Annotated in this window: 18 protein-coding genes; 7 read left to right on the top strand and 11 right to left on the bottom strand. The window is 56.3% G+C overall.

Translation table 11 applies throughout. The annotated features are described in order from the left end of the window. Positions 1 to 7: 7 nt before the first annotated feature. From IK012_RS03320 to IK012_RS03355, 8 genes are all read right to left on the bottom strand, one after another. Positions 8 to 1,786, bottom strand: coding sequence for an AAA family ATPase (locus IK012_RS03320; RefSeq protein ID WP_290950459.1), 1,779 nt, complete (start codon positions 1,784 to 1,786; stop codon positions 8 to 10). A gap of 79 nt (positions 1,787 to 1,865) precedes the next feature. Continuing rightward, positions 1,866 to 2,900, bottom strand: coding sequence for a CofH family radical SAM protein (locus IK012_RS03325; protein WP_290950462.1), 1,035 nt, complete (start codon positions 2,898 to 2,900; stop codon positions 1,866 to 1,868). 25 nt (positions 2,901 to 2,925) lie between these two features. After that, positions 2,926 to 3,414, bottom strand: coding sequence for a hypothetical protein (locus IK012_RS03330; RefSeq protein ID WP_290950464.1), 489 nt, complete (start codon positions 3,412 to 3,414; stop codon positions 2,926 to 2,928). Next, positions 3,407 to 3,934, bottom strand: coding sequence for a hypoxanthine phosphoribosyltransferase (gene hpt / locus IK012_RS03335; protein ID WP_173379942.1), 528 nt, complete (start codon positions 3,932 to 3,934; stop codon positions 3,407 to 3,409). The genes IK012_RS03330 and hpt overlap by 8 nt, the downstream gene beginning before the upstream one ends. Continuing rightward, positions 3,927 to 6,350 carry a DUF3536 domain-containing protein gene (locus tag IK012_RS03340; RefSeq protein ID WP_290950468.1) on the bottom strand — a complete coding sequence of 808 codons (2,424 nt, stop codon included), beginning with the start codon at positions 6,348 to 6,350 and terminating at the stop codon, positions 3,927 to 3,929. The genes hpt and IK012_RS03340 overlap by 8 nt, the downstream gene beginning before the upstream one ends. Positions 6,351 to 6,452: 102 nt before the next feature. Beyond that, on the bottom strand, positions 6,453 to 8,327 hold the full coding sequence (locus tag IK012_RS03345) for a cellulase family glycosylhydrolase (protein ID WP_290950472.1): 1,875 nt from the start codon (positions 8,325 to 8,327) through the stop codon (positions 6,453 to 6,455). Positions 8,328 to 8,446: 119 nt separating this feature from the next. Continuing rightward, the gene (locus IK012_RS03350; protein WP_290950475.1) at positions 8,447 to 10,744 is read right to left on the bottom strand and encodes a glycosyl hydrolase; all 2,298 of its coding nucleotides are present in this window, start codon (positions 10,742 to 10,744) and stop codon (positions 8,447 to 8,449) included. 162 nt (positions 10,745 to 10,906) lie between these two features. After that, entirely contained in the window at positions 10,907 to 11,863 is a 957-nt protein-coding gene (locus IK012_RS03355; RefSeq protein WP_290950478.1) for an aldose 1-epimerase, read from the bottom strand. A 157-nt stretch (positions 11,864 to 12,020) separates the two neighbouring features. Here IK012_RS03355 and mnmE point away from each other — a divergent pair, with 157 nt between their 5' ends. Further along, positions 12,021 to 13,397, top strand: coding sequence for a tRNA uridine-5-carboxymethylaminomethyl(34) synthesis GTPase MnmE (gene mnmE, locus IK012_RS03360; protein WP_290950483.1), 1,377 nt, complete (start codon positions 12,021 to 12,023; stop codon positions 13,395 to 13,397). Between the two features lies 1 nt (position 13,398). Beyond that, positions 13,399 to 14,250, top strand: coding sequence for a GRP family sugar transporter (locus IK012_RS03365; RefSeq protein ID WP_290950486.1), 852 nt, complete (start codon positions 13,399 to 13,401; stop codon positions 14,248 to 14,250). On the opposite strand, the gene IK012_RS03370 is transcribed toward IK012_RS03365, so the two are convergent. Then, a complete protein-coding gene (locus tag IK012_RS03370) occupies positions 14,231 to 15,142 on the bottom strand; it encodes a hypothetical protein (protein ID WP_173380108.1) in 912 nt (303 codons plus the stop codon). The two genes, IK012_RS03365 and IK012_RS03370, sit on opposite strands and share 20 nt — an antisense overlap. Positions 15,143 to 15,262: 120 nt before the next feature. Here IK012_RS03370 and IK012_RS03375 point away from each other — a divergent pair, with 120 nt between their 5' ends. Together IK012_RS03375 and IK012_RS03380 are read left to right on the top strand one after the other, a co-directional pair. Then, entirely contained in the window at positions 15,263 to 16,138 is an 876-nt protein-coding gene (locus IK012_RS03375; RefSeq protein WP_290950489.1) for a hypothetical protein, read from the top strand. 52 nt (positions 16,139 to 16,190) lie between these two features. Then, on the top strand, positions 16,191 to 16,676 hold the full coding sequence (locus IK012_RS03380; protein WP_290950492.1) for a hypothetical protein: 486 nt from the start codon (positions 16,191 to 16,193) through the stop codon (positions 16,674 to 16,676). A gap of 89 nt (positions 16,677 to 16,765) precedes the next feature. Here the strand turns inward: IK012_RS03380 and IK012_RS03385 are convergent, their stop codons facing one another. After that, a complete protein-coding gene (locus IK012_RS03385; protein WP_290950494.1) occupies positions 16,766 to 18,151 on the bottom strand; it encodes an MATE family efflux transporter in 1,386 nt (461 codons plus the stop codon). Between the two features lie 187 nt (positions 18,152 to 18,338). Here IK012_RS03385 and IK012_RS03390 point away from each other — a divergent pair, with 187 nt between their 5' ends. The 3 genes from IK012_RS03390 to IK012_RS03400 are packed head-to-tail and all read left to right on the top strand — an operon-like array spanning position 18,339 to position 21,161. Further along, a complete protein-coding gene (locus IK012_RS03390) occupies positions 18,339 to 19,169 on the top strand; it encodes a TIGR02147 family protein (RefSeq protein ID WP_290950506.1) in 831 nt (276 codons plus the stop codon). After that, positions 19,162 to 19,962, top strand: a complete 801-nt coding sequence (locus IK012_RS03395) for a hypothetical protein (RefSeq protein WP_290950497.1) — start codon at positions 19,162 to 19,164, stop codon at positions 19,960 to 19,962. The genes IK012_RS03390 and IK012_RS03395 overlap by 8 nt, the downstream gene beginning before the upstream one ends. Before the next feature lie 38 nt (positions 19,963 to 20,000). Beyond that, positions 20,001 to 21,161, top strand: a complete 1,161-nt coding sequence (locus IK012_RS03400; protein WP_290950500.1) for a hypothetical protein — start codon at positions 20,001 to 20,003, stop codon at positions 21,159 to 21,161. Between the two features lie 86 nt (positions 21,162 to 21,247). Here IK012_RS03400 and IK012_RS03405 read toward each other — a convergent pair. Beyond that, on the bottom strand, positions 21,248 to 22,505 hold a 1,258-nt coding region (locus IK012_RS03405; protein ID WP_290950503.1), incomplete at its 5' end, for a cellulase family glycosylhydrolase.

Genomic DNA, 22,505 nt, shown 5'->3' on the forward strand with positions numbered 1-22,505 from the left:
GCTGTGTTTATACTTCGTGGCTGCCGTCGATGATCCACCTGCAGAGTTCGACGATTCCGTCGTAGTCGGGCAGGTTGCGGATGAAGTTCTGCGACTTGCAGCGTTCGATAAAGTTGCTCCAGGCGCTTTCGTTTTTCGCCTCGAGACCGAGGTGTTCTTCGATGGCGCCCTTGGTCCACACCCATATTCCCTGCTGGCGCAGTTTCATGTGTATGTTCCTGATGGGGCGTTCCGCTTCGGGCATGGCGGCCATCATGGCGTAAGCCTTCGCCGCGGAAATGTTGCTGTGCTTGTTCACGGGGCGCCCGTTCACGAGTCGCATGTGGTTGCGGAACGCGAGTTCACGGAACAGGTTGGTGCAGAACTTGATGTCGGGATCATTCGCCTCGAGGAATCCGTCGCGGGTGGCGGTGGTGAAGGCGTAGTCCAGGTCGACGATGGAGCGTACGGGCATGTCCATCGCCGATAGCACCTGCATGCTCTTGCGGGTGTTGCTCACGCCTCCCTGGCGCACGAGCGCACACTTGATGAGGGCGAAACTCTGTCCGGTCAGTCGTTCGAAGAGGGCCGGCAATACACGCCATTCCGTCTTGCCTTCGGTCAGAAGCACGTAGTCGGCGAAAAGCAGTTCGTTGCTGTTCGACAGGCTGAAGAGCATCTGCAGCTGGCTGGGCGCATCCTGAATCACCTGGTGCACGGCATCTTCCATTCGCTTGCGCATGTAGGTGCCGCGTTCCTTGTTCTTGCGGATCAGGAGCGATGTACTCACGTCTTCGCTCGTGACCATCTGTGCGGAATGCGTCGCGAAAATCACCTGGTAGCCCTCGTTCGAGAGGTTCTTGAGGGCGACGCGCACGAGTTCCACGGCCTGCGGGTGCAGGAACAGTTCCGGAGAATCGATGAGCAGCATGGTGCGGCTCAGGTAATGGTTGTTGTGGTGCTTCTTGACTTCGGAGAGGTAGCGGACGAGCGCCATCTGGATGGCGCGCTGGCTTCCTGCGCCCATGCGGTCGATATCGCGTTCGAAACCGTCGTCTTCGTCAATCACCTTGAGGGTCGCCTTCTTCAGGAAGGTTTCCAGCGTCGGGATGGGAATGTTCAGCTCGACTCGCACGCTCGGGAACAGAGGCTTGAGCTTTTCGTTCACGTCGTGGTCGAAACTCTGGATTTCGGCGGCCTGGTTTTCGCTGCCGGGGCTGAGCATGTCGCTGAACTTGCTCAGGATGTCGCAGAATTCATTGCCGAAGCGCCTTTCGAGCGGCTTGAAAATTTCGTGCAGGAGTTTGGTGAGCGATTCGTTGCCTTCGAAGTCCCAGATGGCGATAGGGGCGGGGAACATGCGGCTGAATGCGCAACGGAACACGTCGTCGGTCCGGATCCATTCCTTGCGCTTGTCCGTCCGGCGGTTTGGCGGGACGAACGCCCAGATTTCCACATTCTCGGGAATTTCGCCGGGGACGCGCTGGATTTTCTTGATGCGTATCATGTCGCCGTTCAGGAAAGGCCTGATGGCGGTCGCCTTCTCTTCGCCCAGTCGGTTCAGTACGTTCTCGGTAATGCCCTCGAAAATGCCTTCGACTTCGACGGGGTTGTTCGGGTCGTCAAAAAAGGAAATGTCCAGCGAAAAACGCGAAAGGAGCCACCGTATGCCCATCAGGATGTTCGTCTTTCCCGCATTGTTGTAGCCGATGAGCGCAGTGAAACCGCTCAGCGGGAAAGTTTGTCGCTGAATGGAACGGAGGTTAGAAATCGTAATTTCTGAAAGTCTGAGTGCTTGGGGCTGCATGACTTCAATATATATCTTGATTTTGCGGAAAGTTGCGATTTTTTTTATGAAAATCGGCTTTTTTTTGCTTGTCAAGCGCCTAGTCGAAGTTCAGGCTGCGCCTGTAGGGAACGAAGCCCGCGTCGCGGATGAACTTTTCGGCTTCTTCGATGGAGGTGAGCCCCTGACTCTGCAGCACGTTCTCCTCGATGACGATGCTGTTGATGTCGTCGGCGCCGCAATGCAGCCCGAGTTCCCCGAGGGATTTGCCCATGCCGAGGAGCGAAACTTCGATGTGCGGGATGTTGTCGAGGAATATGCGGCTAAGGGCGAGGAGTTTGAGGTATTCGTCCCCGCGCACGTGCCGGATGGGGAACTTGTCGGTCTGCGGCTGGAAGGTCCATACCACGAAACTCTTGAAGCCCTGCGCTATATCCTGCGTTTCGCGCACGTAGTTCAGGTGTTCTACTATTTCTTCGGGCGTCTCGACGCTGCCGAACACGATGTTCGCGCTACCCGGAAGGCCCTTCTTGTGGCAGGCGGCGAGCGTGTCGCACCACTGCCTTGCGGAAAGTTTTTTGGGGCTGAGTATCTGGCGCATGCGGTCGCTGAGAATTTCGGCTCCCGCGCCCGGGACGGAAGAGAGCCCGGCGTCTTTCAGGATGTCCAGCAGTTCGTCGAGGCCGATGCGGTTGGTTTCCGCGATGCGCACGAGTTCTACCGGCGAAAAACCGCGTACCTTCATGCCGAGCTCGCGGGTGAGCATCTTGAGCACGTCGGTGTAGTAGCTAAGCGGGATGTCCCTGTTCACGCCGCCCTGCAAAAAGATGTGATCTGCGCCCTTCTCCTTAGCCTCGAGGGTCTTTTGCCTGATTTCGTCGAGGGAGAGCACGAAGGCCTCGGGGCTGCGCGCGGGCCTGCAGAAACTGCAGAAACTGCACGTGACTTCGCAGACGTTCGTGTAGTTCACGATGCGGAATGCCGTGTAGCCTACCTTGTTTTCGGGATGCATGCGCCTGCGTATAGCATCTCCCGCTTCCACCACGTCAGTCCACGGGGCGTTTTTCAATATGTCGAGCGCTTCCGCCGGGGAAAGGCGGGTGCCGTCAATCGCTTTTTTTAGCAGCAGGTCCATCGCTCGGAGGTTCAAATCCTATATGCTATTTTTCCACGTCGCTGGTGTCGAGGACCGGAATGTTCTTGTCTTCTTGGCAGAGATTCTCTTCGCGGATCTTGAAGGTGAAGTCGACCAGGTTGTTCTCGAACATCTTCTGGTAGGGCTTCTTGGCCTGTACGCTCTGGAGGGCGCAGGTGCAGTAGTTGATGCGCTGTATGAGCCTCGTGTCGTCGGAGGGGATTCCCTTCGCGAAGACGCATTCGTGCATGATGGCGTATTCCATCGGGCGGTCGTAGCGGCCCTTGCATTTGTTCTTGAGGTCGGGCTGCGCGGCCACCTTCTCGATGATTCCCTGAGAGGGAACGTCGTTTATGACCTTGCAGGTGATGAACCCGCAAATGAAGAACAGGAGGCATACGGCGGCGTTGATAAGGAAGCGCTTGCCGCGGCTTATCTTGTTGTAGCTGCGTTCGACTGCTTCGAACGCTTGGGTGGCATGTAGCCGGACGTCATCAAAATCGTTTTTAGCCATAGTCTTCTTCCAGTGTCCAGATTTCGGGGTATGTACGGTAGTTTTCGGCGTAGTCGAGCCCGTAGCCAACTACAAACTTGTTTTCGATGCTGAACCCGACAAAGTCGGCGTTGAATTCGACGGTGCGGCGCGCGCTCTTGTCGAGGAGCACGCAGGTCCGGATTTCGGAGGGCCCGCACGCCTTGAGCGTCTCGCGGACCTTCGAAAGCGTGATGCCCGTGTCGAGGATGTCGTCGACGAGCAGGATCTTTTTGCCCTTGATGTCGAGCTTTTCGAGGCCGGATATCTGCAGCTGCCCGCTGGACTGCGTCGAGTTCCCGTAACTGGAGGCGCGTATGAAGCTCACCTGCAGTTCTGGGGAGGCGATACGGCGACACAGGTCGGCTGCGAATATGAAACTGCCCGAAAGCAGAGGGACGACGACGTCGAAACCGCAGGGCTTGATTTCTGCGGCGAGGGAGTCCAGGCGCTCTTCGATCTCCTTCGCGGAGATGAGCGGTTTGCTGGACATCTTATACATTGTCCACCTCGAAGTTGAGCCAGCCGAGCATGGGCTTGAGCGCCGCAAGCTTGCCGTTCGGGTCTTCCTTGAACTGCGTGTAGATGCGGAACACCTTGTTCTCGAGACTCGTCTTGTCGATACCCAGGTGGAGCCAGTCGGCCACCGTGATGAGGTCGGTGATGTACTTGACGGTCGATTCGTCGATCTTTGCGTACACGTCGTCGATGAGCTTGCTCAGCTTGGCGTGGAACATGCGTCCCGTGCCTCCGAAACTCGGGTTTGTGTCGAGCGCGTTCGCCTCGTCCATCAGGTCCTTGATTTCATCCACGAGCTTTGAATCGGGGCCTTCGAGCAGCTTGAGCGCTTTGTTGTGGATGCGCGCATTGAGCTCGAGCGAGAGGATCTTTCTCATGGTGTCGGGCAGCGTATGGTCGGGGTCGGCGAGGCTGTCGATGGAAATGCCGTGGTTCAGTGCGAAGTGCGAGTACGATTCCGTGAGCTTCGTGAGGTGCTTCTGCGTGCAGAGCTTGTTGATGCACTGCAGGGAATCGCTCATGAGGTCGCGCATGCGCACCACGTAGGCGGTGGGGAACAGGCGGCGCAGTTCCTGCGTACTCATGTTCGGGTTTTCGACGAACTTGAGGCCGTTCTGTTCGACGGATCCCATGGCGACCACGATGTTCACGCGGCCGAGCGGGTCGGTGATGACCAGGTTCGTCGTTTCGCGGGATTCCGCGATGAGCTTGTCTTCGTACGTGACGCGCACGAGGGTCTGGCGACGACGGCTCGAAATCTTTTCCGCCTTCATGCGGGAATCCTTGTCGTCGTAGTTCTCTTCGAGCTCCAGGTGGAAAATCGCGGCGCGTTCTGCCATTTCCTTGAGGATCACGGGAACGTCGTCTTCGGCATAGCGGGTGAAGACTTCGGCTCCGTTCCATTTGTGCTCGTTGCTTGTGGCGCGGGCGAGGATGCTCAGCATTTCGCTCTTGATGTTGTGCCCGAAGGGGAGGAAAGGCTCCATGAGTTCGATGGCGCGCAGCGCGTAGCGCATGTTCTGCACGGGCTCGAGGCCTTCGATGTCGTTGAAGAACCAGCCGCAGCTCGTGTAGCTGAACAGGCAGAACTTCTGGATTTCGAGGAGGCGGAGGGCCTTGGCGCGTTCCTTGGCGTCGTCGGGGTGCAACAGCACCATCTGCAAAAAGTGGTCGGTGCGGGCTTGCTGTTCGGGGGCAACGAGCGTCTCGACATATGCGTCACGCACGTCCCACGGGTCCATGGTCGTAAGCCTTTCGATTTCGCGGGCGTAAACATCGTCGGCGAGGGCCTTGAGGTGGTCGAATGCCTCGCGCAGGGGGCCGCGCCATTTCTGGTTCCAGTCGGGCCCGCCGCCGGTGGAGCATCCGCAGTCGCGGTACCAGCGGCCCACTCCGTGGGCGCAGCTCCAGGCGCAACCTTCGCCGTGGAAGTTCTTGAGCATCACTTCGTGCTCGGGCGGGAACTTTTCGAGGAACCAGCCGTAGTTGACCGGAACCATGTTGTGTTCGGGAGCGTAGCGGTTGTAGAGCCAGGCGGCGCACATGTCGCCGAAGGGTTCGTGGTGGCCGTAGCTTTCACCGTCGGTGCCGATGCTTACCAGCTGGGGTTCCTTGCGGTTTGCGTCCCAGGCGTCGGCGATGCGTCGGCCGAACGTTCCCGCGTCGCGCAGGAGGTGCTCGAAGCCTACGGCCGAAGAGAGCCACGGGTTGTAGAAGAATACGTCGAGGTAGCCGTCACAGACGAGCTTGCCGTCCTTGTCGCGCGGGTAAACGCGGTAGGGGCGCGTCGTGTCGATGTCGGTGTTGGAACACCCGGTCCATTCCTCGGTTCCGAACTTGCGGAAACTGTCGGCCTGCGTGGGCGAGAGGATGGTGTACTTGATTCCCGCCTTGATGAGTTCCACGACGGTCTCGAGGTTGATTGCCGTTTCGGCAAGCCACATCGCCTCGGGCATGCGTCCAAAGTGGAATTTGAAGTCTTCGATGCCCCAGCGGATTTGCGTGCGCTTGTCGCGTTTGCTCGCGAGCGGCATGATGATGTGGTTGTAGACCTGCGCAATCGCGTTGCCGTGCCCGAGCCTCTCGATGCTCTTCTTGTCGGCTTCCTGGATGCGCCTGTACGTATCGGGCGTGTTCGTGCGGATCCAACCCATGAGCGTGGGGCCCATGTTGAAACTCATGTATTCGTAGTTGTTAACGATATCTACGATGTGTCCATGCGGACTCAGGATGCGGCTTGCGGAATTGGGACTATAGCACTGGCTGGCGATTCGGTCGTTCCAGTCGTGGTTGGGGCGTGCGCTGGGCTGGTTCTCGATGACGCCAGTCCAGGGATTTTCGCGTGGCGGCTGGTAAAAATGGCCGTGGATGGTAAAATAGAGGGGGTGCTTTTCGCTCATGTTTGACAATATAGAAAATGACGTAGAAAATGCATGGAAAAGTAAAACGCCCGTGCGTGAACGGGCGTCAGTTGAATAAAGCTGCAATTTTTCGCAAAAAAGCTACTTGAGCATGACTGGCCTTGTGACCGTCGTTCCTGCGTATTTTGCGCAGACGATGTACTTGCCGGCCGGAATCTGCGCGAGGCTGAAGGCGTAGCTGCCCGGAGCGAGCGTGCCGCGGAAGAGTGTCGCGATGCGCTTGCCGTTCATGCCGAATACGTCGACCGATACGTCGCCCGCCTTGGCCGTAGTGAGCGAGACCGAGCTGCCGGTGACTTTGAACGAGTGGCTGGCCTTGATGCTTGCGGCTCCGTTCCCGATTTTGTGCGAATTCCCGTCGAACACGATCTTGATTTCGGGAATCATCTCTTCGGTGTTTTCGAACCCGCGGCTGAACGCGTCGTACTTGTCGCTGTTGAAGTCCCAAAGGACCTGGTCGCCTGCCTTGATGTTGTCGTAAAGGATGGTGCCGGTGTAGCCCGCGGTGTAGTTCGCGATGACCACGCTCAAGGTCTTGTTGCGGTCGGCATGGCTAGAAATGTCGAACGAGCAGGTTTCCGTCTTGCCTGCAGGCACGGTGCATTTCCCGTCGACTTCGGTCCAGGTCCACGCATCGGTCAATTTGAAGATTAAGTACAAATTAGCAGCGTCTGTCCCGTTGTTCGTCGCTTCGAACGTGAACGTACTGGCCTTGCTCAGGTCCCATGTCTTCTGGTATTCGATTTGCGCGTTGTCGCCGCCGTAGGTCACCGACATCTTGCCGTCGCCGCCTTCCTGGCTAATCGTGACGTCCTTGATCTTGATGCTCGCTTCTTCTGTTGCGGCGAGCGCCTTCATGGCGTCGAGCGCGGGGTCGATGGTGTAGGTGTAACCGCCGAACTGCGATTCGGTCTTGTCGCCGATATACTGCCAGGCGAGAGCGCCCGCATAGCCGCCGTCAAATGCCTTGCGGTAACATTCCTCGGTCGAAATCTGGGTCTTCGCCGCCATGCTTGTCACGTAGGTTTCGCCCTTCCAGCCGCTGGCCGGGAATTCACCGATAATCATCGGCTTGGAATCGTAGCCGTAGGTGGTCGCCATCTGGGCCGCGGTATTTACGAACGGAGAAACGGCGTCATTCTGGTAGTAGGGATAATAGTGCGTCTGGAAAAAGTCGAGCGTGCCCTTCGCTTCGCCGCCGGCTTGGACGAGCGCCGCGTCGTTCCAGTACTTTTGATACTGGATGTTCACGCTGCCGGTAGAAACGAGAAGTTCCGGGTTTGTCGCGTGGATGGCTGCTGCCACCTTGTTGGTGAACTTCTGGATTTTCGCAAGCGCCATCTTCTTGGTGGTCCAGCCGCTGCATTCGCTCGTCATGCCTTCGGGTTCATTGAAAACTTCCCAGCTCATGAGCGCCTTGTGGTTGCCGATTGCCTTCACGACGGGATTCAGCACGTTGTCGATGAACGCCTTGGTGCCCTCGTCTTCGAAGAGCAATTCGTTCGCGGTGATGTCGAGCTTTTCGCTGTAAAGTCCCCACTGGTTCGGTTCCATCAGGTTGTGGCTGAAAAGGCACATCGAGACCATCACGCCGTATTCCTCGGCGATGTCCAGGGCCTTCTTCATGTTGGCGACGGTATTGGCCTTGGGGCCGGTCACCAGGTGCGTCGTCTGGTCGATAGTCGGGCTCTGGCTCATGTTGTTGAAGAGCCACCAGCGGATAGCGTTGCCACCCGCGGCGCGCGTGCCTTCCACGGCCTTGCGCCAGGCGTTTTCGTTCAGCGGGGAATCGCCCACGTCGGAGTTGTAGTCGCTCCATGCGAGGTTCGTGCCCGAGAAGAAAATCTTCTTGCCGTTATAGAGCAAATCGGTTCCGCTCACGGTGAGTCCCGGGGCGGCGAAAGCGCTTCCGCCGAGCAGTGCGGCGGCAAGCAGGGTCTTGAAACTATTTTTCATGAAACATCCTCATTCAGTTTCCATGAAAAATAAATAAAAAGGGCGAAAATAGGAGATTTTCGCCCTTCTGGTGTTGACACAAATCACGAGATTTGTCCACACCCTTTGGAGGAGTTGTTTTAGCGCACGAGAACGGGTCTTGTCGCCGTAAATCCGGCAGTTTTCACGCGTACGATATAGCGGCCCTGCGGCATGTTTTCGAGGCTGAACGAGTTGCTGCCGGCCATGATTGTGCCGTTGTAGAGCGTGGCGATTCGCTTGCCGTTCATGCCGAATACGTCGACCGATACGTTGCCGGATTTTGCCGTCGTGAACGAGACGACGTTGCCGGAGACGCTGATCTTGCCGGAAGTGGCGACGGGCATGCGCTTGATGGCGGCGGGGGCGCCCGTTTCGTCGACGAGTTCAATCTTGCTCACGTGACCCTTGCTCTGGTTTGCAACCTTGAAGAGTTCCGTCTTCTTGTCGAATGCGGAAATCACCTTGCCGTTGTCCGCTACGAGGTCGTCAAAGATGACCGTCCCTTCGAAGCCCTCGGCGGCGACCATCAACGTTACGGAGAAGAGGTTGCCGAGGTCCATCGCGTGCTTTTCGCCGGCTTTGTCCTCGTATTCGGTGATGTCGAATTCGCAAGTCGAAGTCGCGCCGTCGTTGATCCAGCAGCCGGTGGAGGGGGACATTTCCCAGGTCCAGGCGTCATCTTCCATGCCGTTGCGCACGAAGGCGAGACCAACCCAGATGCCATTGTCTTTACCGCCCGAGCCATTGTTCGTAATCGTCAGCGAGACGCTTGTTGCACCGGTGAGGTTCGGCACCTTCTGGAGTTCGATGTTTGCGCCGCTGTCGTTCAGCGCCGTATAGGTCACGGCCATCATCAGGTTCTTGTAGTCTTCTTTGTTGGTCGTGTCTGCGCCGAACTTGGCGTTGGCGGTAGAAGTCGGGCAAACCTTCGTTGCGGCGGCAGCTTCGTTGTAGTTATCCCAGCCGGGCATTTCGTCGAGAGTGATGATGCGTTCGTCGGCGAGGTTCTTAAGCCATATCTCTTCGGAAGTCTGGCTGATGAAGCCTGAAGACCAGGAATCGTACCACGGCATCCACCAGCTCCAAGTGGCACCGTCTTCGTACATGTTGTCCACATCGGGAATCGGGCCGTTTTCGCTGAGGGAAATAAGCTTGTTGGTGCTGGCCTTGTTGGTAAGGTCGATAAAGGCCGCGCTGTTGCTCTGGTGATCGTTCGGATCGTTGTAGATGTCGACGCTCAACACGTCATAGTAGGTTTCGCCCGGAGTCCAGGACATCATGGAGGCGTCCTTCGGGTTGAAATCCCAAATGAGGTTGTTGACGCCGTTCTTGAACACCATGCGTTCGTAGAGCAACTGGTAGAGGGCCGCAAACTGCTTGCCGGTATGCGTGCTCCACCAGAACCAGCTACCACCGGATTCATGCAACGGGCGGAAGATGGCGGCGATGCCTTCTTTCTGGAGGCCGATGAAAATCTTGGAGACGGTGTCGATGTCGGCGACGAGAGCCTTGTAGGCGGTCGAAACGGTATCCCAGTTGGTCGTGCCGGTCATAAACGCTTCGGTGAAGTCAAATTCCGTGTAGGTCTCGTGTGCGCCTTTCACGTAGAATTCCACTTCGTCACCCGGACGCCAGTGCCACGTGAATGCCGGAATGCCGCCTTTTTTCCAGGTGGTCTTGGCGATATCGATGGCCTTTTCGGTGTACTGCTGGAACCAGGAATCGTCCTTGTTGGCACCGGTAGCGTTCATCAGGTCCACTCCGACGAGCGCCGGGTACTTGCCGGATTTCTGGTATACGACCTGAACGTCTTCGTGCTTGGTGAAGTCGCCCTTGGTGTAGGCGTCCATGTTGCCGGTCATCACGCCGGAAATGGTCTTCTTGCCAAAGTTGTTGACCAAGAAATTGTAAAGCTTGATTGCGGACGGGGTGGCGGTCTTTGTTACCGGGGCGTTGCAGATGTCGAACGCCTTCGCTTTGTAAGGCTTGACATCGATGTAGTCCACGTCGATCCAGCCCCAACTCTTGGTGATGCTGATGGTGTTCTTGCCTGCGGCGAGGCTCAGAACCGTTTCCACGTCGACGAACGTGTTCTTTTCTGTGACTTCGAAAGTAACCGCAGAGGAGGCGCTTCCGACAACGACGTTATTGATCTTGGATCCGCCATAGTTGTTCATGTAATGAATGACGATGGTGTACTGGCCGGCTTTGTCGACGGAGACATCGGAGAACGTGATTTCCCCGCTGTTCATCTTGACATATTTTCCGCCGGAGGCGGCGGCACTCGTGCCGAGAGAGGCTTCATCCGTGAAGGTGGCGTCTTCGGCTTCGTACTGCGCGGCGAAAGAGGTTGCCGCGACAAGTCCAAACATCATTGCGAATTTTGTGAATCTCATACACTCTCCTGTATTTTCTCAGAAAATAGGTTATATAATGGCGAATTCAAAGAAAAAAACGGCTGGCGCCGAACAAAACGTTGGGTGCTTCGCAACAAGAAAAATGCCGTTTTTAACGTGAAAACGGCGTTTTTGATAGAAAAAACTGAAAATTTGCAGTTGTTACTTCACTCGGAACTTGAATCCGAAAGTGAACGTTTTTTCTTCGCTAGGAGGGATGACGATGAGGCCGCGGTGATGGTTCAGCGCGTCGGGCTCGGATGTCATGGGCTCGATGGCGATGCTCATGCGGTCGGGCGGGGTGTACATTTGGATGGCGTTGTACTGCTCGTTACCGGCCTTTTGCCAGATGTCGAGGGCGAAGTGGTCGCTTTCGAGCTGTACGTGCGCTTCTCCGCTCTGGTCGGCGAGGCAGAAACAGTCGTTGATGAACTCGTCACCGATTTTGCGGCCGCCCACGAAGCGCGTGTCTTCCTTGAAGTTGCCGGTGGGGAGGTCGGCGCTGTCCAAGAGCGCGAGGTTCGTCTTGGGGAGCGTGAGGGTGAGCCCGTCGATTTTTTCGCCGAGCATAAAATACGGGTGCCAACCTTCGGAATACGGCATGTCTTTTTTGCCGGTGTTCTTGACGCTGGAGGTCATGGTGACGGTTTCGCCGGTAAAGACGATGGTGTTGGTTGCGCGGAAGGGGAACGGGAAACCCGCGAAGGCGCCGGGCCAGTCGCAGGTGAAAACTGCGGTGCAGCTTTCGCTATCGCTTTCGAAACTTTCGAATTTCCATTCCTGGTTCTGCAGGAATCCGTGCAGGGCGTGCGGGGCCCAGCTTACGTTATTGATTAGTTTGTATGTGCTGCCGTTCCAGGTGAATTGCGCATAGGCGGTGCGGCCGGGATACGGTGTGAGTCGGCAACCGGCATTCGTGTCGGGGCCCATCTTGAAAATGTCGTCGCCTTCGCGGTAGCCGAAGAGGAGGTCGAGGGGTTTGCTGCTCACGGGGACGCGCCAGGCGTTGAGGCCGCCACCGTAGCCCGAAAGGATTTCGAATTCGGCGCCGTCGTTGCGTCGGAGGACAAAGTTCTGAACCGTGCCGATAGGGCGGGAAATAATCGAGAAGTTGCTCATGCTAGGTAAGATAGAAAAAGGAGTTACTAATCAATAGTTACTAGTTGCTAGAATTCCAAATATCAAGAAGCGTCTTGTAATTGGATGTGCTAGTAACTAGGAAGTCAGAACTAGGAACTACTGCGGAAACGGTTCCATAATTACTATATTCTCGCACATGGATTCCCAGACGATTGTTGCGCCGATGACGCCTGCGGGCGTCAGTGCCGTTGCCGCGCTCCGCGTGAGCGGCACCCGCGTCCGTGACGTGGTTCGGCGCCTGTTCGGCGACAAGCATGCTTCTGCGCTTGAGCCGCGCAAAGCAAGTCTCGGGACTGCGCGCGACCCGCAGACAGGCAAGGTGATCGATAGCCTGCTGTACCTGTTTTTCGAAGGCCCGAATTCTTACACCGGCGAAGACGTGCTGGAACTGTACCCGCACGGGAACCCGCTTATCGTGCGCGACCTGCTGCAGGCCATCCGCGGTATCGAGGGTGTGCGCCTTGCGGAACCGGGCGAGTTTACGCGCCGCGCCTTCCTAAACGGCAAGATGGACTTGACTCAGGCGGAATCCGTGGCCGACGTGATCCACAGTGCGAACCGTGCGGAACTCGAGAATGCGCATCGCCTGCTTTCGGGCGCACTCTCGAAAAAGATTGCGACGCTCGCCGCGCAGGTGAAGGACATCTCCGCGCGCCTCGAACTCGACGTGGACTTTGCCGAAGAAGAGGCCGACCCGGATTTCGCGGGTTGGGAAACGCGATTCGTTTCGGTCCGTGAATCCATCCAGCAGATTTTGAACAGCTTCCACGGGAAGGCTTCTTTGAGCAGGCTCCCGCTGGCGGTGCTTTACGGTGCGCCCAACGCGGGCAAGTCGAGCCTCGTGAACGCCCTCCTGGGCGAAGACCGCGTGCTCGTGAGCAACGTGCCGGGCACGACGCGCGACTTTGTGGAAGTGCGCCTGTTCCTCCCCGGTGGGGAAGTCCGCCTCGTCGATACGGCGGGTATCGCGGACCGTGCGACCGACGAACTCGATGCGCTCAGCATGAAGAAGAGCAAGGAAATTCTCGAGGAAGCGGATTTGAAGATTCTCGTGGTGGACTCACTTGCCCCTGCGGGGCTGCGGAGTGACGAGGGTGACAATGATGCCGACGTCGTCGTTTATTCCAAGAGCGACTTGCGCGACCCGAATGCCTCGCACATGGACCCTATCGCATCTACGATGCTCCAGGGTGACAGATGTGCGGCCCTCAATATCTCATCAAAGACAGGTGACGGCCTTGCCGCACTCAAGGACATCATGAATGCGGCTCTGTTCAAGGAAAACGCGAACGCGGAAGACCTCTGGATTACGAGCGAGCGCGAGAAGGCCTGCCTCGAAGACGCCCTCGCGGGTGTCGACCGCGTGCTCAATTTGCTCAAGAACAATCCGGCGGTGGAACTGCTCGCCTTCGAAATGCAGCTGGTGCGCCGCGCCCTCCAGAGCATAACGGGCGAGATTTCGTCCGAAGACATTTTACAATCTATTTTTGCGGGGTTCTGCATTGGAAAGTAGCATGCTCAGCATTATCGGCGTCCTGATGGGCGTCTTCGCCTTCGGGACATACATGGTCCCGCTCAAAAAGTACCCGAACTATTCTTCGTGGGCGTTCCTCGCGGTAATGTCTGTGGGCGCGATCGTATGCTCGTCGGTTATCGCCTGCATTACGGGGCAGTTCAACCTGCAGCCCGTAGGTGTCGTTTGCGGGCTCCTCTGGGTTATAGGCGGTGCGCTTTGCTTCTGGGCGGTGCAGGCTGAGGCCGACCTCGCTGGCACGGGGCTGCGTTCCATGAGCGTGAGCATCCTGCTCTCGTTTATCACGGGAGTCACGCTGTTCGCAGAACATACGCTCCTCTATTTCTCGATTCCCGCCATCGCGTGTATGCTCGTGGGTATCTGGATTCCGGCGGGCCGCGTAAAGCACCTCTGGAAAAACTGGCGCTCGCTCCTTTCGGGCGTGGTATTCGGTTCGTACCTGATTCCGTACAAGCTCAGCAACCTCGGGGATATGGAATTCCTGTTCCCGTTCTCGGTGGGCGTCTGCGTGGGCAGCGTTGCCCTTTTTGCCGTCCTCACGCTCAAGCGCGGTAAACGCTACGACATGCCGGTTGTCCCGACTTTGTTCTCTTTCGGTGCGGGCGCGCTCTGGATGCTCGGAACGCTCGCCATCTTCTGGGCCATCGCTGACGACGGCATGTTCGGTTATGCGGTGGGCTATCCGCTCCTGCAGCTCAATCTCGTGGTGAACCAGTTGTGGGGCGTGTTCGCCTTCGGGGAATACGCGACGCGCACGGAACGCGTAAAGCTTGCCGTGTCGACTGTCGTAATCCTTTCGGGAGCCGTGCTGCTTACGCTTTCAAAGATGTAATTTCCGTCTCGATTTGCTCGGCGGATTTCGTGTCTTCGTTGTAGATGGCGTTTATCTTTTTGCAGCTGAGTTCGAGCAGCTTGCGGGCGGGCTCGTTGTTGCTCTGGGCGCGCAAAATCCTCAGGGCGCCGTCGATTCGCTTGACGTCCACCTGCGAGGGGTAGCTCTTCATGAAGTTGTAGAACAGCTTGACTTGCGCGTCGTATTCGTCGTCGTTTTCGCAGGCGAGCAGGAACGGGATGACCTTCACGTTCAGGAGGTTGCTCAAGTCGCCGACGAACGTATTGAGCGATGCGCCTTCGGGGAAGAGTTCCACCGTGTCCTTCATGATGTCTTCGTTGTCGAGGAACTGGCCGTTCTCGAACTGCGAAAGCATCTCGTTCAAAAGATCCATCTCGAGTTTTTTCGTCTGCTCGCGGTAACGCGCCTGGTAGTAGATGGGGAGCGTCGTGAGGCAGAAGTGGGCCTGGTTCGCGCCGATGAATTCACCGATAAAGTAAATGTCGGCGTCTTCTTTTAAGATGTCCTCTTCTTTCGTGAAGTTGCCGATGCGCGCCGGGATGGGAATGACTTCCATGGAGGAAAGTTCGCGCAGGCGGTCGCGCAGGGTGTCCACGTCGAGATTCTCGGGCATGTCGACGCCGTTCTCTTGCATGGACTCGATAAGGTCGTTGAGCTTTTCGTCGACGATTTTCTTCTTTTGATTGCGGGACGGGACCGCCGGATTGAACGTGCGGAAATCCCCTTCGAGGACGAGCAGGCCGTTCTTTATCATGTCATCGAGCGGAGAACTGTCGTCATCGCTATCGGGAGTAGGCAAAATCTTTGCGTAGGCGATCATCCTGCCGCAAAGTTTTTCGTCGTTTCCTTTTTTCTGTTCAATACCGAGCATGACAATAATATAGAAAATATGCCTGGATCATTCACTTGCCCTATTGTCACTCTGGAGCCGAAGGCGATAGAGTCCAAGGCATGTCTCCGGGTTCTTGAGGTATTTTCTATTATTGGCGTTATGGAACCGGCAACGTGGCAAAAGATTCTCGACCTGTGCAACAGGCTCTCGAACGTGACGTATGAGAACCTCACGAAAATTATACGCCTGGAATCTACCGGCAGTGCGACCGCGGCGCGCAACCTCGACGACAGCGACCAGAACGATATCGATACCTGGATGGGTGGCGGCACGTGCTTCAGCATGACATGGCACCTGTACCAGAGCCTGCGCGACATGGGGCTTGAACCGCGTCTTGTGATGGGGCACAAGCGCAAGGAGCGGAACATCCACTGCGCGCTCATTTTACCGGACCCGCAATGTCATCCCGGCCCTAGTGCCGGCGGACAGCACTTGGCAACTTGTTGCCTTAGTGCGCATGGTCCCCGAATGGGGAGGATCACCGTGTCTCAACCAGCAGAGTTCCTCTTCGATCCCGGCTACCTCATCTTCGACCCGCTGCCAATCCCGCTTCCGCAGCCATTCGGCACCGGCGAATCGCTTTTCCCGCTCGTGCCCAACAGCGTGAGGCTCGTCCGGCCCGACATGGATTCCATGGAACTCTGGACGGGCGGTTCCATCCGTACCGACGGAAAACTGAACTCTCCCATGAAGTTGCGCTTCGAATACCCGGTCGCGGGCGTGAGTGTTGAAGAATTCAAGCAGCACTGGGCCGAAAGTTTCTACCGCGAGATGATGACCTACCCGGTGCTGAACCGCCTCGACCGCGAGCGCGGCGTGCAGTATTACTACCAGAAGGGCAATCTCGTGACCCGCGATGCGAACGGGAGCCGTATGGAACGCCTCGATGAATCCGTCCGGGTAGAAAAATTGAGCGAAATTTTCAAACTTTCGCCCGAACTTGTGTCCAAAGCGCTCGGAATCCTCTCGAAATAGTTTCGCCCGCCCTTTTTTTATATATTAAGCTGTATAACAAAGGAGTATCCTCATGAAAAAGATTCTGGCCGCTTTTGCCATCCTCGTTTCCGCCGCTCTCGTCGCTTGCGGACCTTCCAAACTTGAAATCCAGGAAATGTCGTCTACGTGCGACGTGTCCGTCGAGGTGGGCAAGGTGCTCAACGATTCTATCAGCCTGTATGTGGGCAACATGTTCTTCCTGAACGCGAAGCAGACCGTGAACGAGGAACTCTTCCCGCTTTCGGCCAGCATCCGCGACCCGATGAACATCGATGTGCAGGGCCGTACCGACGTGATTGCCTCTGCCGCCGACTTTATCGCCTACCTCCGCCGCACTGTTCCTAATGCGGTGACCTTCGGCATCGTGGTGAACGAAGCCGCGAAAAACGAAATCGGCTTTGACGAAGCGAAGACCGTCAACCGCCTGCTCGAAGTGTTCAAGAGTCTCGATGGCGGCTCTGTCATCCTGTTCCACGAGAAGGACGGCCAGCTGACCGACGCGAAGAAACTGTTCTAACCGTTTTTGTTGGGTGTATTCGGAAAAGGCGACCTTTTGGCCGCCTTTTTGTGTTTTATATTAAATTGACGTTGCGAATAAACTGCGTTCTATTTCAGTTTCTTCAGTTCATGCCGCAGCATGAGCACACCGATGAGGGCCGCGCCGACATCGGAAATGGGCTGCGCGAGGAACACTCCCTTCAGTTCGAAGAAGCGCGGCAAAATGAGCAGGAAGGGAATCAGCAAGATGACTTGGCGGCAGGCGTTCAGGAACATGGACCTGAGCGCCTTTCCTGTACCCTGGAAGAAACTCCCGGAGACGAGCCCGAGCGGAATCATGAAGAATCCCGCGCCAAAAAGCCTCATGGCCCAGGCGGCTATTTCCTGCAACTTCAGGTCGTTCGGGGCGAAGGGGGCGACAAAGACTTCCGCCTTCCACATCAGGATGGCCCATGCCACGAGCATCACGCTGAACGCATAGATGAAGGTGAACTTCAGCGTCTCCTTGACGCGGTTGTTGAGGCGCGCGCCGTAGTTGTACCCGATAATCGGCTGCGTACCGTGGACAAACCCGAGCAGCGGCAGCAATATGAACGAGGCGATGCTGTTCACGATTCCGAACGCGGAAATCGCCATGTCGCCGCCCGACAGGTGCTCCGTCGCGGCGAGGCTGATGTTTCCGTAGGTGGTGAGGCTCCAGGCGAGAATCGCGTTCATGAGGCTGTTGCAGACCTGCATGATTGAAGGCGGGATGCCGAGGATGATAATCTTCCTCACGTAGACAAAGCGCAGCTTCATGTGGCGCCAGCGGATGCGGATGGGCGTATCCTTCTTCACGAAGAACTGCGTGATGAGCGCCGATGATACCAGCTGCGAACTGATGGTGGCCCAGGCGGCCCCTTCGATGCCCCAGTGGAACTGCCGGATGAACAGCCAGTCGAGGAAAATGTTCGTGACGGCGCCGATGACTTCGCGGAACATGGCCGTCTTGGGGTGGCCCATGCTGCGGATGAAGTGGTTCATGCCCGGGGCGACCGTCTGGAAGATGGCGCCACAAAGCAAAATGCGCATGTAGCTCGATGCCACGGGGAGCGTCTGCTCGCTTGCCCCGAAAAGCCGCAGCAGCGGTTCCATGAAAATCTCGCCGAGCGTGAACGTGGTGAGCGCCATCAGGATGAGCAACGAGAAGGAGTTGTTCAGGATGATGCTTGCCTGGATGTACTTCTTCTGCCCGAGGCGTATGGCGAACAGCGTGTTGCCGCCGACACCCACCATCATCGACATCGCCATGATGAACAGCGTGATGGGGAAGCAGAGCGTGATGCCCGCGAGGCCGAGGCTTCCGACGTCCTGGCCCACGAAGAGGCGGTCTACGATGTTGTAGAGCGCGTTCACCATCATGCTGATGATGGAGGGGACCGAGAACTGAAGGACCAGTTTCGGGATGCTAGCGGTGCCGAAAGAATTCAGCTTATTGGAGTAGAATTCACTCATTTCGGGGCCAAATTTAGAAATTATTCGACTCAAGTCCAATATGCGCAGCTCACATATGAAACGCTTGTTTCATATACGCAAATTTTGTGTATAAAAATCTAGAAATTAGTGATTTTGGTTAAAATTTATTGATTTTGTTTCATAAAACTATTGACTTTCGCAAAAAACGGTTGTATATTTGAAAATGATGAAACCGATAATCGAATACATAGACTTCCGCCAGTACATGCGCGATTTCTACGAGGAACGCAAGCGCCGCTCCGCTTTCACGTGGCGCGAGTTCTCGAGGATTGCTGGCTTCTCGTCGTCGGCGTACATGAAGGTCGTGTGCGATGGCGCAAGCAAGCTCAGCAAGATTGGCGTGGAACGCGTAGGCGCGGCGATGGGCCTTACCGGTTTCGAGATGGATTATTTCAGGGCCATGGTCAAGTTCGGCCAGGCCGATTCCGAGGAGAAGAAAAAGGCAGCCTACGGAGAAATGCTCGCGGTCGCAAAGCAGTACAAGATCCGCGTGCTTTCGGGTGACCTGTTCGAGTACTACGATTCCTGGCGCAATCCGGTGCTGCGTGAACTCGCACCGCTGATGCCCGGTGCCACTCCGGGGGAAATCGCGAAAAAGATTTACGTGGAAACCTCGGCGCAGGAAGTCCGCGAGTCGCTCGATTTCCTTACCAAGACGGGCCTTTTGAAGAAGAAGGAAGACGGTACGCTTGTCCAGTCGGAAACTTCCGTGAAGGGCGCGACCGATGCTACGCGCCTTGCCTTGAGGGGCATGCACCGCCAGATGTCGGAACTTGCCACGCCCGCGCTCGACCTCCCGAAGGAAGAACGCAATTTTAGCGGCGTTACGATGGGAGTTTCCCGCGAGAGCTACGCGCGTATCGTGGATGTGCTCAATGAATGCCGCAAGAAGATTGTCGCCATCGCAGGCGAAGAAAGCAATATCGAACAGGTCTATCGAGTCAATTTGCAACTTTTTCCGCTCACCAGGAACCTCAGGGAGAACGAAAATGCGTAACATCAGGTTGTTTATCATTGCTCTGTTTGGTATCGCGTCCCTGTGGGTGGGCTGTTCTGATTCGCAGAAGATTACGGGAACCTCCGAAGAAGAAAACGAGCTCATCGCCCGTCAGAATTCTTCGAGTTCGTTGATGCCCGAATCGATATCCTCCAGTTCTTCCGAGAAGGTCGAACCGGCATCGAGTTCTGACGATGAATTGCCTCCTTCTATAGATTTTGAAGGCCGCTCGAGCAACAGTACGACGAAATCCGTTGATTCTTCGAGCAGCAGTGGAAATGGGAATGGCAGTGGCCCGGTGGAAGTTACCGCCAATAATCGGAATACTTTTGGTTACTATATCGAGATGTTCGCTCTTGACATTGTGCAGTTCGATAGTACCGTCAAGGCGTCGGCCATTGTCGATATGGAAAAACCCGGATTGTACCGGATTACGAAGGATGAAGTCGACTCCCTGAAATTGAATTTCCCGACTGCCGTCAGAAGGTACAGCGATATTATCACTGCCGTCAAGAATGACAGCGCTGAATGCGGCCTATACCTCTACAACGTGCAGGGCGATGTGCGTACGGCCGGGCTTATCTTGAACGGCATTACGTCCGATACGGTGGTGGTTCTTGATATCGTATCGGAAAATTGCGAGCCTACGAATGAAAAGATGTTCGGCTTCCTCTTCACCTACTGTGGCGAGATGAACAGTGATCCCGAACTTGTGCGGATTACTGTCAACAGCGAAATTCCTGGGAACAAATGCCCTGACGGGCGAATCAAAGAATGGATAAAAGAAAATTAACTGGCGAACGCCAAGAAGATTTTTAAAGGAGAAATATCATGAAACGATTTACCAGTATGGCTTGCGGAATTGCCGCAGCCTCTATCCTCTCGTGTGCCTTGACGGCATGCGATAACGAAAGCCCGAGTGCCCCGGTCAGTGGCGACGAAAAGTCTTCCGCTGTCGAAAGTTCCGACGCCGGTGAGGTTTCCAGTTCCAGTTCGGGAGTGGTTGCTAGATGCGATGCGCTCTCGACCGAATGCGGATATTCCGAAGAGGAACTCTGCAAGATGGGCGTCCCGGGGTACTGCGGCAACGAACTTGTCGAACTCAGTTCCTCTTCCGGAGATGGGCCGACTTCCAGCTCGGGGGCGGTTATCAGATGCGATGCTTTCATGCCCGAATGCGGATACAGCGAAGAAGAACTCTGTGGAATGGGCTATTACGAGTACTGCGCTTCCAGCTCCAGTACGTTGGAAACATGCATTATCATGGATGAGTTGTGTCCGTCTTGCAACGGTAGTGGTGAAAAGTTGACTTGCCCGGTGACGAACGAACCCTGCAACCGGTGCAGTATGACCGGCGAGCGCACCAAGGATTGCAAGACCGGAATGGCCTATGTGTGTAAGGATGGAATCTGGAGGAAAGCGCAGGAAGATTCCATTTGCGTGCACATTACCGATGTCGATGGGATGACTGCCAACGGGAATTGCAATAGCGATACTGACTTGGAATCGGTTATCGACTGCGCGACCGGCAGGGAATTCAGGTGCATCATGAATTACTGGACTGCAATTGACCTCTGCCCGCCGGGCAGCAAATGCAACGAAGGCAATATCGTTGAAGAAGCGACGGACGTGAGCGCGATGAACCGTGGTGGCCCCGCTGTGGCCCCGAGTGTCGTGAAGGTAAGAAACGCCAACGGAAGCATTACCTTCCGCGACGATGGCATCCTTGTTGACGAACGTTGCACCTTCAATGGCCTGAGGGCGGAGCTTTCGGGCGACACCCTGCTTGCCACCATCCTGTATCCGGGATGCACGGCGACCGGCGGGTTCATGGGCGTCATCACGTTCACTCTCAGTGAAGATTTTGTCGGCGTCAAATACATCAAGTACGATGATAAGGAGAACGTCCAAAAAATTCGCGAAGCGGAAGGACTGTTGCCCTGCGGGAACAATGCTTCTTGCACATCGTGCGGAAAAGGAATGTCCTGCTAAAATTCACCATTAAAAATCCCGGCGGCAACATGGCCACCGGGACTTCTCTCTCTTTGGTGAAATTTTGCTAGGCGGAGGGCGGGGCCTTATCGGACCTCGAAACGCACCTGGCGGGAATTGACGCCTTGGCGCACCCTGACGAGGTACTTGCCTGCGGAAAGCGAGCTCATGTCGATCAGGTGGTTGCCGGAGGAAAGTTGTTCCTCTTTTTTCAGGCGCGTGTTGCCGAGCAGGTCGAAGACTTCGATTTTCGTAACGCCGCTTCCCGTAGATTCAAGCGCGAGTTTGCCGTTGGCGAAGGAAATGTTGAAATGGTCGTTGGCTTTTTGGAACGGAATGGCGATGACGGAAGAGGAACTTCCGGGACCCACGTCGTGGCAGGCCTTGTAGGTCGCGGGGTTTGTGGAGAGGTATTCCTTCACCATATTGCCGGAGGTCGTGTACTGGAGGGAGGTCTTGCTGGAACTGCCCTGGAATGCGGCCGTGCCTTCGCTGATCATGGAAGCCGACCAGTTCGCCCAGGAGAGCTTGTGCTTGTTGATGTATTCCTGCCAGCTTTGGTTGCGGCCCTGGTCCGGGGTTCCGCCGCCGTCGGCTTTGCCCGTGCCCCATTCGGAGACGAACACGGAGAGGCCCGCGTTCATGGCCTTTTCGCCCTTGGTGCCTTCGCAGGCGTCGTTGTTGCCGTCGCCCCAGCCGTAAGAACCGCTCCAGCAGTGGCTATTGGCGTAGTAGTGCAGCGTGTAGGCGGTATTTTTCTTGGGGTCGTTCACTTCGTTGCCGATGGCGTCGGAGGGGTTCTGGTCCCACGAGGGGTTGCCCACGAGCACCAAGTTGTCGGAATACTGGCGGATAACCTCGATGACCTGGTTCGCGTAGTTCTTTACGTCGCTCCAGGGAATCTGCTGCGGCTCGTTATACACCTCGAAAATCACGTTGTCGTACTGGCCGTAGGCTTCGGCCATTTCCTTGAAGAAGTTCTTGGCGGCGTCGGTCTGCTTGTGGGCTTCGTGCGAATGCCAGTCGATAATCACGTAGATGTCGTTCTTGATGGCGGCCTCGACGACGGTCTTCACCAGGTTCTTCTGGGTGTTGGGATCGCTCGCGTAACCCTTATAGCCGCCTTGCCAGTCCTCGTTGCCGGTAGCCATGGCCGCGCGCACAATCTGGATTTTCATGTCGTTCACCATGGTGGTGATGCCTTCTTCGCTCCAGAACTCGATGGCCTGGGGCATAAGGCTCCAGTAGAGGCTCATGCCACGCACCTGAACTTCGGCGCCGTCCTTGACGCCTTCGCAGGAACCGTAAATCTGGCCTTTACCCTGCGAGGTCTTGCCGGTCATC

The sequence above is a fragment of the Fibrobacter sp. genome, from assembly GCF_017551775.1.
In the GTDB taxonomy this organism is placed as follows: Bacteria; Fibrobacterota; Fibrobacteria; order Fibrobacterales; family Fibrobacteraceae; genus Fibrobacter.